Annotated in this window: 10 protein-coding genes, 2 tRNA genes and 2 rRNA genes; 5 read left to right on the forward strand and 9 right to left on the reverse strand. The window is 38.5% G+C overall.

What is annotated here, in order from left to right:
* Positions 1-2: 2 nt before the first annotated feature.
* From BB050_RS12195 to thrS, 8 genes are all read right to left on the reverse strand, one after another.
* The gene (locus BB050_RS12195) at positions 3-1742 is read right to left on the reverse strand and encodes a tetratricopeptide repeat protein (RefSeq protein ID WP_066033741.1); all 1740 of its coding nucleotides are present in this window, start codon (positions 1740-1742) and stop codon (positions 3-5) included.
* 28 nt (positions 1743-1770) lie between these two features.
* The gene (locus tag BB050_RS12200; protein WP_066035155.1) at positions 1771-3507 is read right to left on the reverse strand and encodes a sensor histidine kinase; all 1737 of its coding nucleotides are present in this window, start codon (positions 3505-3507) and stop codon (positions 1771-1773) included.
* Between the two features lie 168 nt (positions 3508-3675).
* Positions 3676-4110, reverse strand: a complete 435-nt coding sequence (locus BB050_RS12205; protein WP_066033742.1) for a carboxymuconolactone decarboxylase family protein — start codon at positions 4108-4110, stop codon at positions 3676-3678.
* An 80-nt stretch (positions 4111-4190) separates the two neighbouring features.
* Positions 4191-4622 (reverse strand): Crp/Fnr family transcriptional regulator, encoded by a 432-nt coding sequence (locus tag BB050_RS12210; protein WP_236940328.1) that lies wholly within the window; start codon positions 4620-4622, stop codon positions 4191-4193.
* A 283-nt stretch (positions 4623-4905) separates the two neighbouring features.
* Positions 4906-5250 (reverse strand): 50S ribosomal protein L20, encoded by a 345-nt coding sequence (gene rplT / locus BB050_RS12215; protein ID WP_008464948.1) that lies wholly within the window; start codon positions 5248-5250, stop codon positions 4906-4908.
* 174 nt (positions 5251-5424) lie between these two features.
* Positions 5425-5622, reverse strand: a complete 198-nt coding sequence (gene rpmI / locus BB050_RS12220; protein ID WP_008464950.1) for a 50S ribosomal protein L35 — start codon at positions 5620-5622, stop codon at positions 5425-5427.
* Positions 5623-5734: 112 nt separating this feature from the next.
* Positions 5735-6229, reverse strand: a complete 495-nt coding sequence (gene infC, locus BB050_RS12225; protein ID WP_211516891.1) for a translation initiation factor IF-3 — start codon at positions 6227-6229, stop codon at positions 5735-5737.
* Between the two features lie 76 nt (positions 6230-6305).
* Positions 6306-8252, reverse strand: coding sequence for a threonine--tRNA ligase (gene thrS, locus BB050_RS12230; protein ID WP_066033744.1), 1947 nt, complete (start codon positions 8250-8252; stop codon positions 6306-6308).
* A gap of 300 nt (positions 8253-8552) precedes the next feature.
* Between thrS and BB050_RS12235 the strand changes: the two genes are divergently transcribed.
* Positions 8553-8765 carry a hypothetical protein gene (locus BB050_RS12235; protein ID WP_066033745.1) on the forward strand — a complete coding sequence of 71 codons (213 nt, stop codon included), beginning with the start codon at positions 8553-8555 and terminating at the stop codon, positions 8763-8765.
* 60 nt (positions 8766-8825) lie between these two features.
* Here BB050_RS12235 and BB050_RS12240 read toward each other — a convergent pair whose 3' ends face one another.
* Positions 8826-9176 carry a hypothetical protein gene (locus tag BB050_RS12240; RefSeq protein WP_066032562.1) on the reverse strand — a complete coding sequence of 117 codons (351 nt, stop codon included), beginning with the start codon at positions 9174-9176 and terminating at the stop codon, positions 8826-8828.
* A 117-nt stretch (positions 9177-9293) separates the two neighbouring features.
* On the opposite strand from BB050_RS12240, the gene BB050_RS12245 reads away from it, so the two are divergent.
* The 4 genes from BB050_RS12245 to BB050_RS12260 all read left to right on the forward strand — a co-directional run bounded on the left by BB050_RS12245 (position 9294) and on the right by BB050_RS12260 (position 14193).
* A 16S ribosomal RNA gene (locus tag BB050_RS12245) occupies positions 9294-10807 on the forward strand.
* Positions 10808-10935: 128 nt separating this feature from the next.
* Positions 10936-11009, forward strand: a tRNA-Ile gene (locus tag BB050_RS12250).
* A gap of 91 nt (positions 11010-11100) precedes the next feature.
* Positions 11101-11174, forward strand: a tRNA-Ala gene (locus BB050_RS12255).
* A gap of 136 nt (positions 11175-11310) precedes the next feature.
* Positions 11311-14193 (forward strand): 23S ribosomal RNA (locus tag BB050_RS12260).
* The 16S and 23S rRNA genes sit together here with 2 tRNA genes alongside, the layout of an rRNA operon.
* Positions 14194-14282 lie beyond the last annotated feature (89 nt).

Raw genomic sequence — 14282 nt, forward strand, 5'->3', positions numbered from 1 at the left:
TATTATATAGGAAATTTGATACTTATTTTAAAACCACTTTCGGAATTTGCATCAAAATTAATTGTTCCTTTTATTGTTTCAATACGGTTTTCCACATTTTGTAGTCTTTTTTCTAAAATTGATTGTTCACCATTAAATTTTGTTCCATTATCCGTGTAAGTTATAAAGATGTTTTTTTTATTTTTTTTGAAAGTTATGCTTGCTAGTGACGCATTGTTTAATGTTTTCATCTGCTCAAAAATTTCTTGTATAACACGGGAAGCAGTTATTTTTTTTACCCTATCAATTTTGGACCACGAAAAAGTATTTAAGCCATTTATTATGATATTTAAGTGGGAGGTTGCATAGCTGGCAACCATTTCTTTCAGTCCTATTTCGAAATTTTCATCGGTAAGTATTTCACTGGTTTCTCTGGATATATTTCTTGTCTTTGAATAGATGTTGTTTAAATGAGTTAAAAATTGTTCTTTATTTTCTTCTTTTTCAAGGTTGCTATTTTTTGAAAATGATAAAATCTTGTCAATATCCTTTTCAAGTTCAGATTGTAATTTTTCAGAAATACGCATTTCATTCTTAAAGATTTCATTGGCTGTGTCTCTTTTTCTTTTCTTAGTTAAATGAAAAACTATAAACATTAAACTTAAAAGACTAATAGAAATTACGACATAAGAGATATAACTTCTATTTTTTTGTCTCTGCATTTCCAATTGATGCTCCGCTTTTTGAGCTCTGAGTTCCAAGTTTTCTTCTTTATCTCTTTTGAAATTATATTTTATATCAGAAAATTCATTTTTCAACTTTAATTTTGCAGTATTGATACTATCCATAAAATTGATATACAAATTAGTATATTTTCTCAATTCATTGCCTTTAGCACTTTGAACTAAAAAACTTAAACAATACTTTCGATCGGTATAGAAATTAATTTCTGAAGCTTTTTTGTAACCTATTTGGGCATATTTTTTTGCTAAGGAAGGATTACTGTTTAGATAATATTCAGAAAGAACAGTATAACTGGTAGAAATATCTTCGCGATCATTCATTTTAAGTCTTATTTCGAGAACTTTTTTGTAAATATCAAGTGCTTTTGGATTCTTTAAATTATAATAACATATTCCTAAGTTGTTCAATTCTACACAATAGCCCATCGTTCTGTTACGAGAACTGTTTGTTTTTGAATATCCCACTGTAGTAATTATCTCAAAAATATAAGCTGCGAGTTTATATCTTTTTTGTTTCATATAAACAACGCCCATACTGTTTAAAATGCTCCATTTTCTGTCCGCTGAAGTATTAAGGCGCAATGCTTTTCTATAATAGAATAAAGCTCTTTCTAGATTGCCTGTTTTAAAGTAATTGAATCCTTGAATAAAATAGGTTTGCCAAGCAAATCGTGTTTTTTTCATATATTTTAAGTGTGGTAAAATTTTAACTACCATTTCTTCACTTAGTATATAATTGCCTTGATATTGATATATATGTGATAGAGCTATTAAAGCATCTACAAGATCTATTCTATCTTTTACTGGATCGGAAAGAAATATTATTTTTTTATAAATTGGGAATGCATTTTTATAATCAGAATTATCAAAGTAATTGTCACCTATTATTGTGAGTCTTCTGACTTCTGCAGTATTATCAATCTTTTTTACAATAACTTTTTTTCCCTTTTCACAAGAAGTTGGAATAGAAAGTAAAAAAAATGTAGAAAGTAAAATTTTAAGAAAAGAAGAGATTTTCATTTGAAGATTTTGGAGTTAAGAATTCGATTTAGATTGGCAGTTTGATAAATACCTTAAAGCCTTTTCCTAAACCAGAATCAATGTCTATCACACCTTTTATAGCAAGAATTCTATTTTCAATATTATGCAGGCCATTTTTCAGGATCATTTTATTTACATCAATTCCTTTTCCATTATCGGTATAATTGATAATGATATTTCTTTTGGATTCTTTAAAAACAATAGCTACTAGACTGGCATCGCTATGTTTCTTCATGTTTACCAGAAGTTCTTGTATCGCCCTGTAAATAGCAGTTTTTTTTACTTTATCAACTTCATCCCAAGAAATTGTATCTAGTCCATTTATTAAAAGATTTATGTTGGGAGTATTAAATCTGGAAATCATTTCTTTTAAAGAAGAAATATAATTTTCATCAGTTAATATGATAGCATTTTCTTTTGAGATATCTCTTGTGCGGGCATAAATGGTATCCAGATTATGCAGCAATTGTTCCCTATTTTCAGCTAAAGATAAGTTTCTGTTCTCAGCAAATGCCATAGTATGATAAATGTCATTTGCTAACTCGTCATGTAATTTCTTCGAAATTCTGGTTTCACTATTGTAAGCAGCTTCTATTTTTTCTCGATTCGCTTTAGACGTTAGATAATAATACAGAATAAGAATAAGGCATAAACTCAGAATAATGATAATATAAGATATAATATTTCTGCTTTTTTGACGCTCCAGTTTTAGTTCGTTTTCAACTTTATGAGTTTTTAATTTTAAGTTCTCTTCTTTTTCTCTTTTAGAATCATATTTAATTCTTGCAAACTGATTTTTGGCTTTTTGTCTTACTTCAAAAATACTGTCTACTAAATCAATGTATAGTATAGAATATTTTTTAAGCTCCTGATCTGAACTGTTCTTAATTAATAATTTTAAAGAACTTAGCTTATTGTCAATGTTGTCAATGTTGTCAATTTCGCTGAATTTCTTGTAAGCTTCTAAGGCATGTTTTTTTGCTAAAGTAGGAGCCTTGTTTTCATCATAATAGGAAGCAATATGCAAATTGCTAATTCCAATCCCTGATTTATTTTTAATTTCTTTTCTAATTTGTAAAGCCTGGTTTAGATATTGAATTCCTCTTGGGTCACTCATTCTGTTATAGCACAGACCAATGTTGTCTATATTTTTTGCATTGTATTCTGGTTTCTGCTTTAGTTCTTTTTTAGTAGAAAGACGTAAAAAGATTTGTAATGCCTCATCATATTTTTGCTGTTCTAGCAAAACAGATCCAATATTACTTTTTGTTAATGACTTTCTAGCTTCATCTACTTTGAGGCCTAATGCTTTGTTATAATAAAGTAAAGCATCATTGAGATTATAAGTGCGAAGATAGTTTGTGCCTAAAGTTACGTAGGTATTCCAAACATTTGTTTGATCTTTTATTGACTTTAAGTAAGGAATTGCATCGGTTATGGTAGTTTCGCTCCCAATATGGTCTCCATGGTTAAGTTGGATATCTGCCATATGGTTAAGAATTTTTACATAATTATCAGGGTCTTTTTTGGAATCACAAAGTAATTTTGCCTTGTTATAGTAAAAAAAGGAGCTATCGGTATCATTATAGTTATTATAAAAAACCGAAGCTTTGTCTATGTTTTTTTTAATTTCTAACTTGTTATTTAGGTCTTTTAAATTATCGTTATTGTCTTTCTGACAAGAAAAAAGAACTAATAAAAGAGCAGTAATTGGTGTAACTAATTGTATTCTTTTCGGTATCATGCGCCAAAAATAAAAAATCTCTGTTTCTGTAAAAGCGTATAAATACCTGTTTTTGTAAAAAGATGAATTCGCTATTTTTTGACTGTTCATTTACAATTATATACAAGCAAACCCTCAGAGTGAGGGTTGTTAAAGTTTGAAAATGATGTAAATATTATCTTTATAAAATTATGATGCACGCATTCCAGTTGTAATGGCTAATCTATTCCAAGAGTTAATTGTAATGATGGCTAAAAGTATTTCTGCAAGATATTTTTCGTCAAATAGTTTAGCAGCATTTTCGTAAACTTCATCTGAAACATGATTGCCAATTAATGTTACTTGTTCTGTTAATTCTAAGATTACTTTTTCTTCTTCAGTATAAAAATCGGCTTCGCGCCAAGCGCTAATTAAATAAATTCTTTGTTCAGAAATACCATGCTTTCTAGCGTCTGCAGTATGCATGTTAATACAAAATGCACAGCCATTAATTTGCGAAGCACGGATTTTAATTAATTCTTTGTGTACAGGTGTTAATGAAGTTGATGAAATATATTTTTCTAAATTCATCAATGCTTGATAAGCCTCTGGAGCTACATTCGGAATAACAATTCTTGGTTTCATTTTTATGTGTTTTAAAAGTTCATTACAAAGGTCAGTAATGTATACTCTTAAAAACTTGAACTAGTTCAAGAAAATTCAAATCACACTTTTCCAGCCCTTATTTTACTCATAAATTCGGCCGAAAAATCTAAGTAGGAGGCAAGCATGTATTGAGGAACACGTTGAACAAAGTCTGGTTGCAGATTTTTAAAATGATTATAACGTTCTTCGGCAGACATGGTAAACAAGAATTTAATACGCATTTGTGCAGCCCCAAAAGCTTTTTGTGCTACAATTCTAAAGTACTTTTCGAGTTTAGGGATTTGAATTAATAAAGAATCTAAAACAGATTTTTCAATAGCAATTACATCAGTAGTTTCAACAGCTTGTATATAAAAATGAGACGGAACATGGTTATGATAACTTAAATAGTCGGTAATCCACCAATTTTCTATTCCAAATTGAAGAGTCTGTTCAGTACCTTTAGAGTTAATTATGTATTGACGCATGCAGCCTTTTACAACAAAATACATTGTATTGCATATTTGTCCTTCTTGTAGAACATGTTCTTTTTTCTTAATCTGTGAGAGACCAGGACAACTCTTGAGTACATCGATCTCATGAGATTCAAGTTGTACAAACTTTTGAATATGATGGATAAGTGCGTCTTGCATTTTGTAGAAAATTACTTTAAGTAAATTTAATTTATTATTTAGTCATATTATAATAAGTGGTCAAAAAACAAAAAACCATTCGCGTTAACGAATGGTTTTTATATAATAAGTAAGTAATCTTAAATTGAGTTTATAAAACGTTTTATTTTACTTTATTAAGAATAGCTTTGAAAGCTTCTGGGTGGTTCATAGCTAAATCTGCAAGAACTTTTCTGTTCAATTCGATTCCGTTAGCTTTAACTTTCCCCATGAATTGAGAATAAGACATTCCTTCTAATCTAGCTCCAGCGTTAATACGTTGAATCCATAATGAACGGAAATTTCTTTTATTCTGTTTTCTGTCACGGTAAGCGTAGCTCATCGCTTTCTCTACCGCGTTCTTAGCAACTGTCCAAACGTTTTTACGTCTACCAAAGAAACCTTTGGCTTGCTTCATTATTTTTTTTCTTCTTGCTCTTTTAGCAACTGAATTTACCGATCTTGGCATAATTTTAATGTTTTTTTGTAGCAGGCGTCCTGAATTGAATCAAAGGAACTTTAAAGCCATACTCCAAGGTTATATAAATAATTTTTTAACCTAAAGAAATCTTAGTCAAATGTAGAATGTCAAACGTCAAAAGAAAATTACTTTTGACTTTAAGACTTTCTAACTTTAGACTTATTAGATAATTCTTAATTGTTGTTTAATGCTTCTCATATCTGTTTGGTGAACTAGCGCTGAGTGAGTCAAAGCTAATTTACGTTTTTTAGATTTTTTAGTCAAGATGTGACTTTTAAAAGCATGCTTTCTTTTAATCTTTCCAGAGCCAGTAACTTTAAAACGTTTCTTAGCGCTAGATTTTGTTTTCATTTTAGGCATTTTTCCTAGTGTTTTAATTTATTCTTACTTACTTATATTTTTAGTAAAAAGTAAAAGTTAAAAGTCAAAAGTCAGTTTATGACTTTCGACTTTAAGACTTTAAGCTTTCGACTTATTTCTTTTTCTTCGGAGCAATGAACATAATCATTCTCTTTCCTTCCAGAACTGGCATTGCCTCAACTTTTCCGTGTTCCTCTAAGTCTTGAGCAAGACGTAATAATAGAATCTGACCCTGATCTTTGTAAATGATTGAACGTCCTTTAAAGAAAACGAAAGCTTTTAATTTAGCTCCTTCTTTTAAGAATTTTTCAGCATTCTTTCTTTTAAACTCATAATCGTGCTCATCTGTCTGAGGACCAAAACGAATTTCTTTTACAACAACCTGAGAAGATTTAGCCTTTAATGCTTTATCACGTTTCTTTTGTTCATAAACAAATTTCTTGTAGTCCATGATTTTACAAACTGGCGGCTCAGCATTTGGAGAAATTTCAACCAAATCCAACTCAAGCTGATCTGCTAAACGCAATGCATCAGCTATTTTAAAAACGCCAGGTTCGATGTTCTCACCTACAAGACGTACTTCTGGAACACGAATAAGATTGTTTATTCTGTGTGTGTCTTTTTTTTCTACTCGAGGTTGAAAACCTCTGTTACTTTTTATTGCTATGACTTTCTAATTTAAGTTAAACTGTAAATACTTTTAATGTCTTTTTTATTTCTTCGTCAACAATCGAAGCAAATTCGTCGATTGAAACTGTGATGTTACCTTTTCCTTCTTGTCCATGACGACGAATAGAAATCGTTCCGTTTTTCTCTTCTTCCTCACCAACGATAAGCATAAATGGAATTTTTTGCATTTCTGCATCTCTAATTTTCTTACCGATAGTTTCATTTCGGTTGTCAATTAGGGCGCGAATTTCGTGATTTTCTAGCAAATCTAAAACTTTTTTAGCATAATTTTCGTATTTCTCGCTCAAAGACAAGATAATAGCTTGTTCAGGCATTAGCCAAAGTGGGAAATTTCCTGCTGTATGCTCGAGTAAAATTGCTATAAAACGCTCCATAGATCCAAAAGGAGCTCTATGAATCATGACAGGGCGATGTAATTCATTATCAGCACCTTTATAGGTTAATTCAAAACGCTCAGGTAAATTATAATCTACTTGAATAGTTCCTAACTGCCATTGTCTTCCCAAAGCGTCTTTTACCATGAAATCCAGTTTTGGACCGTAAAATGCTGCTTCGCCATATTCTACAACAGTATTTAGACCTTTGTCTTTTGCTGCATTAATGATTGCATTTTCAGCCTTTTCCCAGTTTTCATCTGTACCAATGTATTTTTCTCTGTCCTCCTGATCTCTAAGTGAAATCTGAGCGGTAAAGTTTTCAAAACCTAAAGAACCGAATACATATAATACAAGGTCAATTACTTTTTTAAACTCCTCGTCCAATTGCTCTGGGGTACAGAAGATATGTGCATCGTCTTGAGTAAATCCTCTCACGCGAGTTAAACCGTGTAATTCTCCAGATTGCTCGTATCTGTAAACAGTACCAAATTCAGCATAACGCTTTGGCAAATCTTTATATGACCAAGGTCTTACATTGTAAATTTCACAGTGGTGAGGACAGTTCATTGGTTTCAATAAGAACTCTTCGCCTTCAGCTGGAGTATGAATCGGTTGGAAGCTGTCAGCTCCATATTTTGCATAGTGACCAGAAGTAACATAAAGTTCTTTCTGTCCAATATGTGGACTAACTACTTGCTCGTATCCGGCTTTCTTCTGAGCTCTTTTTAAGAACTGTTCCAAACGGTCTCTTAAAGCAGCTCCTTTTGGTAGCCATAAAGGCAAACCTTGACCTACTTTTTGAGAGAAAGCAAACAATTCTAGTTCTTTTCCTAATTTACGGTGGTCACGACGTTTTGCTTCCTCAAGAAGTTCAAGATATTCAGTTAAATCTTTTTGTTTTGGGAAAGAGGTTCCATATACACGAGTCAACTGTTTGTTTTTCTCATCACCTCTCCAGTATGCGCCGGCAACGCTCATGATTTTTACAGCTTTGATAATTCCGGTATTGGGAATATGTCCACCACGGCATAAATCAGTAAAAGTAGAGTGGTCGCAAAAAGTAATGGTTCCATCTTCAAGGTTTGAAATCAATTCGGTCTTGTAAACGTTATCCTTATACATTTCTAATGCTTCCGCTTTACTTACCGGACGCATTTTAAAATCAAACTTTCCTCTTGCGATTTCAAGAATACGATCTTCAATCTTTTTAAAATCAGCCTCAGAGATTTTTTGGTCTTCAAAATCCACATCATAATAAAAACCATTAGCAATTGCAGGTCCTAGAGTTAGTTTAATTCCAGGATACAATTCCTCAAGAGCTTGAGCCATTACGTGCGAAGTTGAGTGCCAGAAAGCTTTTTTTCCCTCGGCATCATTCCAGGTATATAAAATAAGATTACCGTCGGTCGTTAATGGAGTCTCGGTTTCAATAGTTGTACCATTAAAAGATGCAGAAATAACATTTCTTGCAAAACCTTCGCTAATGTTTTTAGCGACCTCCATTGGAGTTGCGCCTGAAGCGAACTCTCTAATTGACCCATCGGGTAAAGTAATCTTGATCATTGTTTATAATTTTGTGAATGCAAATATACATGATTACAAAAATACATACAATATATATGTAGAAGTTTACTCTATTATATATAAGTATAGTTTTATTGTGTTACATACGACTTATCTCTTATTTCCGAACCGTCGGTTTTTTAAACCTGTCGAGTTTATTTTTTATACATATATAAGGATAAAGCCCCGGTTCCCATGCTGAGCGGAGTGAAGCGCATCCAGTTTTGGAATTTGGAATTTGAAAGATTGGGATTTTGTTTTTTTTAGGAGCTGTTTCCCGCTATCCGCTGCAATCTTTTTATGGCGAACCCCGCCATAAAAAGGATTTCCGCTCCTATCGGGGCTATGGATGCGGTTTCAGGAGAGGCATTTCGGGAAATGGAAGATTTTGGAAAGATGAAAAAATGCCTGAAAAAGGCGCCAAAGGCTGAAGATCCACTAAAAGCGGATATCGGAAAACCCGATAAAACAAGAAAATGCCAGCCGAATCAGGAAAAACCTTACGCTCGGTGAAAAATATCCAAAATGTAAGCCCCGCGTTATGAGAAGGTTAGGAAAAAGGGCGGAAAAACTTCAAAAAAACTCTTTAAAAAAGCTTGCAGAAGCGGAAAAAGGTTCTACTTTTGCACCCGCAACGGCGAAAAACGCTCTTAGACATTCCGGCAGCTTGATCATATTTTGAGGAAAGAGATTTTCGAAAAAAAAGATTGGAAAAAGCTTGCGGGAAAAGAAAAAGCTTTTTACATTTGCACCCCGCAAAACACGGAAGCTCATTGAAAGATTGGAAGAAAAAGTTGAGAAACTGGAGCGATAAGAAAGCTTCAAAAATTTTTCAAGTTTTTCTTGCGAGAAACAAAAAGAAGTTTTAGTTTTGCACCCGCTTTGAGAAACAAGCGGAGGAAACAAAATTACGTTCGTAGACATATTGAATTGACAGCCGTTTTGAAAGAGATTTCAAAACAATATAGAATAAGAGTAATGGAATCGAGAGATTCGAAGAGAACCGATAGATAGAGCATCGACTATATAATATTAAAATATACGATGAAGAGTTTGATCCTGGCTCAGGATGAACGCTAGCGGCAGGCTTAACACATGCAAGTCGAGGGGTAGAGGCTTTCGGGCCTTGAGACCGGCGCACGGGTGCGTAACGCGTATGCAATCTGCCTTCCACAGAGGGATAGCCCAGAGAAATTTGGATTAATACCTCATAGCATCATGACCCGGCATCGGGATATGATTAAAGTCACAACGGTGGAAGATGAGCATGCGTCCCATTAGCTAGTTGGTAAGGTAACGGCTTACCAAGGCTACGATGGGTAGGGGTCCTGAGAGGGAGATCCCCCACACTGGTACTGAGACACGGACCAGACTCCTACGGGAGGCAGCAGTGAGGAATATTGGTCAATGGGCGCAAGCCTGAACCAGCCATGCCGCGTGCAGGATGACGGTCCTATGGATTGTAAACTGCTTTTGTACGGGAAGAAACCCTCCTACGTGTAGGAGCTTGACGGTACCGTAAGAATAAGGATCGGCTAACTCCGTGCCAGCAGCCGCGGTAATACGGAGGATCCAAGCGTTATCCGGAATCATTGGGTTTAAAGGGTCTGTAGGCGGTCTTGTAAGTCAGTGGTGAAAGCCCATCGCTCAACGGTGGAACGGCCATTGATACTGCTGGACTTGAATTATTGGGAAGCAACTAGAATATGTAGTGTAGCGGTGAAATGCTTAGAGATTACATGGAATACCAATTGCGAAGGCAGGTTGCTACCAATGGATTGACGCTGATGGACGAAAGCGTGGGTAGCGAACAGGATTAGATACCCTGGTAGTCCACGCCGTAAACGATGGATACTAGCTGTTGGGCGCAAGTTCAGTGGCTAAGCGAAAGTGATAAGTATCCCACCTGGGGAGTACGAACGCAAGTTTGAAACTCAAAGGAATTGACGGGGGCCCGCACAAGCGGTGGAGCATGTGGTTTAATTCGATGATACGCGAGGAACCTTACCAAGGCTTAAATGCAGACTGACCGGTTTGGAAACAGACCTTTCGCAAGACGGTCTACAAGGTGCTGCATGGTTGTCGTCAGCTCGTGCCGTGAGGTGTCAGGTTAAGTCCTATAACGAGCGCAACCCCTGTTGTTAGTTGCCAGCGAGTCATGTCGGGAACTCTAGCAAGACTGCCAGTGCAAACTGTGAGGAAGGTGGGGATGACGTCAAATCATCACGGCCCTTACGCCTTGGGCTACACACGTGCTACAATGGCCGGTACAGAGAGCAGCCACCCCGCGAGGGGGAGCGAATCTATAAAGCCGGTCACAGTTCGGATCGGAGTCTGCAACTCGACTCCGTGAAGCTGGAATCGCTAGTAATCGGATATCAGCCATGATCCGGTGAATACGTTCCCGGGCCTTGTACACACCGCCCGTCAAGCCATGGAAGCTGGGGGTGCCTGAAGTCGGTGACCGCAAGGAGCTGCCTAGGGTAAAACTGGTAACTAGGGCTAAGTCGTAACAAGGTAGCCGTACCGGAAGGTGCGGCTGGAACACCTCCTTTCTAGAGCCCCATGTGTTAGCCGGAAGGCACGCTGGGGAAATGAGATGCCTGGCTATAGGTTTTGGGTCTTGAAATTGCATTACTCTTGCTGTTAATTTAAAGAAATAAACTTTTAAGTAAAAAAACAGAGTCTCGTAGCTCAGCTGGTTAGAGTACTACACTGATAATGTAGGGGTCGGCAGTTCGAGTCTGCCCGGGACTACTTTTTAAAGCTTGAAGAGAAGGAAATTCTAGAGTTGAAGCGTTATGAATATTAATTCATAATTCATAATTCACAATTCATCATTAGATTTGGGGGATTAGCTCAGCTGGCTAGAGCGCCTGCCTTGCACGCAGGAGGTCAACGGTTCGACTCCGTTATTCTCCACGAAACTATCGTAAAAACGGTAGATAAAAGTTCATTGACATATTGGGATAAGAAAATAATAAGAAAGTAGAAAGCGTTTTTATCAGCAATGATGAAAACAAAACAAAACGGTCTTGTTCTAACGGACAAGATTGGTGCAATAAGCAAAATAAGGGCGCATGGGGGATGCCTAGGCTCTCAGAGGCGATGAAGGACGTGATAAGCTGCGAAAAGCTGCGGGGACGGGCACACACCGGTTGATCCGCAGATATCCGAATGGGGCAACCCGCTATATTGAAGATATAGCACACCGATAGGTGGGCAAACCCGCTGAACTGAAACATCTAAGTAGGCGGAGGAGAAGAAAACAAAAGTGATTCCGTAAGTAGTGGCGAGCGAACGCGGATTAGCCCAAACCAATTATGTTACGGCATAGTTGGGGTTGTAGGACCGCGAGATTCCATGCATGAGGAACCGGAAGCTTCTGGAAAGGAGCGCCATAGAGGGTGACAGCCCCGTACGGGCAACAAATGTAATGGATAGCGGTATCCTGAGTAGGGCGGGGCACGTGAAACCCTGTCTGAATTCGGCGGGACCATCCGCTAAGGCTAAATACTCCTGAGAGACCGATAGTGAACCAGTACCGTGAGGGAAAGGTGAAAAGAACCGTGAATAACGGAGTGAAATAGATCCTGAAACCATGCGCCTACAAGCGGTCGGAGCCCTTTCGTGGGGTGACGGCGTGCCTTTTGCATAATGAGCCTACGAGTTAACGCTGCTGGCAAGGATAAGTGGTTAAGCCATGGATCCGCAGCGAAAGCGAGTCTGAATAGGGCGCTTTAGTCAGTAGTGTTAGACGCGAAACCGTGTGATCTACCCATGGGCAGGTTGAAGCTGTGGTAACACACAGTGGAGGACCGAACCGGTTGACGTTGAAAAGTCTTCGGATGACCTGTGGGTAGGGGTGAAAGGCCAATCAAACTCGGAAATAGCTCGTACTCCCCGAAATGCATTTAGGTGCAGCGCTGGATATAGTTATATAGAGGTAGAGCTACTGATTGGATGCGGGGGCTTCACCGCCTACCAATTCCTGACAAACTCCGAATGCTATATAATGTTTACCAGCAGTGAGGGCTTGGGTGCTAAGGTCCAAGTCCGAGAGGGAAAGAACCCAGACCATCAGCTAAGGTCCCCAAATATATGCTAAGTTGAAAGAACGAGGTTTGTCTGCCCAGACAGCTAGGATGTTGGCTTGGAAGCAGCCATTCATTTAAAGAGTGCGTAACAGCTCACTAGTCGAGCGGACGAGCATGGATAATAATCGGGCATAAGCATATTACCGAAGCTATGGATTTGCATGTATGTGCAAGTGGTAGGGGAGCATTCTGACAGGGCTGAAGGTGTATCGTAAGGTATGCTGGACCGGTCAGAAAAGAAAATGTAGGCATAAGTAACGATAATGCGGGCGAGAAACCCGCACACCGAAAAACTAAGGTTTCCACAGCTATGCTAATCAGCTGTGGGTTAGTCTGGACCTAAGGCGAACCCGAAAGGGGCAGTCGATGGCCAACGGGTTAATATTCCCGTACTTCTTATTGCTGTGATGGGGTGACGGAGTGATGAAAGCGCCGCGGACTGACGGAATAGTCCGTTAAAGCACCTAGCTATATCTTCTATAGGCAAATCCGTAGAAGATGGCGAAATGCGATAGTACTCGGAGTCTTCGGACAAAGAGATAGCGCGCCTAAGGGCTTCCAAGAAAAACCTCTAAACTTCAGGCAGTAAGAACCAGTACCGTAAACCGACACAGGTAGTTGAGGAGAGAATCCTAAGGTGCTCGAGAGATTCATGGCTAAGGAATTAGGCAAAATAGACCTGTAACTTCGGGAGAAAGGTCGCCCCGAGCAATCGGGGCCGCAGTGAAGAGGTCCAGGCGACTGTTTATCAAAAACACAGGGCTCTGCAAAATCGCAAGATGAAGTATAGGGCCTGACACCTGCCCGGTGCTGGAAGGTTAAGAGGAGATGTTATCTTCGGAGAAGCATTGAATTGAAGCCCCAGTAAACGGCGGCCGTAACTATAACGGTCCTAAGGTAGCGAAATTCCTTGTCGGGTAAGTTCCGACCTGCACGAATGGTGTAACGATCTGGACACTGTCTCAGCCATGAGCTCGGTGAAATTGTAGTAACGGTGAAGATGCCGTTTACCCGCAGTGGGACGAAAAGACCCTGTGCACCTTTACTATAGCTTAGTATTGACCTTGGATAAATGATGTGTAGGATAGGTTGGAGACTGTGAAGGGGCGTCGCCAGGCGCTTTGGAGTCATTGTTGAAATACAACCCTTTGTTTATCTGAGGCCTAACCCCGTATTGCGGGGGACAGTGCTTGGTGGGTAGTTTGACTGGGGTGGTCGCCTCCAAAAGAGTAACGGAGGCTTCTAAAGGTTCCCTCAGCACGCTTGGTAACCGTGCGCAGAGTGCAATGGCATAAGGGAGCTTGACTGAGAGACATACAGGTCGATCAGGTACGAAAGTAGAGCATAGTGATCCGGTGGTTCCGCATGGAAGGGCCATCGCTCAAAGGATAAAAGGTACGCCGGGGATAACAGGCTGATCTCCCCCAAGAGCTCATATCGACGGGGGGGTTTGGCACCTCGATGTCGGCTCGTCACATCCTGGGGCTGGAGAAGGTCCCAAGGGTTGGGCTGTTCGCCCATTAAAGTGGCACGCGAGCTGGGTTCAGAACGTCGTGAGACAGTTCGGTCTCTATCTACTGCGGGCGTTAGAAATTTGAGTGGATCTGATTCTAGTACGAGAGGACCGAATTGGACAAACCTCTAGTGTATCTGTTGTCCCGCCAGGGGCACCGCAGAGTAGCTACGTTTGGAAGGGATAAGCGCTGAAAGCATATAAGCGCGAAACCCACCACAAGATGAGATTTCTTTTAAGGATCGTGGAAGATGACCACGTTGATAGGCTGCAGATGTAAAGGCAGTAATGTCACAGTCGAGCAGTACTAATAATCCGTAAGCTTATGCACACCCTTTTCCCCCGATGCAGATCGGGGGAGAGAACTTTCTAAAAAAAACTCTTTGTTTCTTTATCCCAGTATGTTAAGATATTGTCTGA

The organism is Flavobacterium anhuiense, from assembly GCF_001705175.1.
Lineage (GTDB): Bacteria > Bacteroidota > Bacteroidia > Flavobacteriales > Flavobacteriaceae > Flavobacterium > Flavobacterium anhuiense.

Excerpts from the sequence above, each read along its gene's own strand:
- BB050_RS12195 (WP_066033741.1), bottom strand. The coding sequence starts at position 1,742 with ATGAAAATCTCTTCTTTTCTTAAAATTTTACTTTCTACATTTTTTTTA.
- BB050_RS12200 (WP_066035155.1), bottom strand. The coding sequence starts at position 3,507 with ATGATACCGAAAAGAATACAATTAGTTACACCAATTACTGCTCTTTTA.
- BB050_RS12205 (WP_066033742.1), bottom strand. The coding sequence starts at position 4,110 with ATGAAACCAAGAATTGTTATTCCGAATGTAGCTCCAGAGGCTTATCAA.
- BB050_RS12210 (WP_236940328.1), bottom strand. The coding sequence starts at position 4,622 with ATGTATTTTGTTGTAAAAGGCTGCATGCGTCAATACATAATTAACTCT.
- rplT (WP_008464948.1), bottom strand. The coding sequence starts at position 5,250 with ATGCCAAGATCGGTAAATTCAGTTGCTAAAAGAGCAAGAAGAAAAAAA.
- rpmI (WP_008464950.1), bottom strand. The coding sequence starts at position 5,622 with ATGCCTAAAATGAAAACAAAATCTAGCGCTAAGAAACGTTTTAAAGTT.
- thrS (WP_066033744.1), bottom strand. The coding sequence starts at position 8,252 with ATGATCAAGATTACTTTACCCGATGGGTCAATTAGAGAGTTCGCTTCA.
- BB050_RS12235 (WP_066033745.1), top strand. The coding sequence starts at position 8,553 with ATGGCGAACCCCGCCATAAAAAGGATTTCCGCTCCTATCGGGGCTATG.
- BB050_RS12240 (WP_066032562.1), bottom strand. The coding sequence starts at position 9,176 with ATGTCTACGAACGTAATTTTGTTTCCTCCGCTTGTTTCTCAAAGCGGG.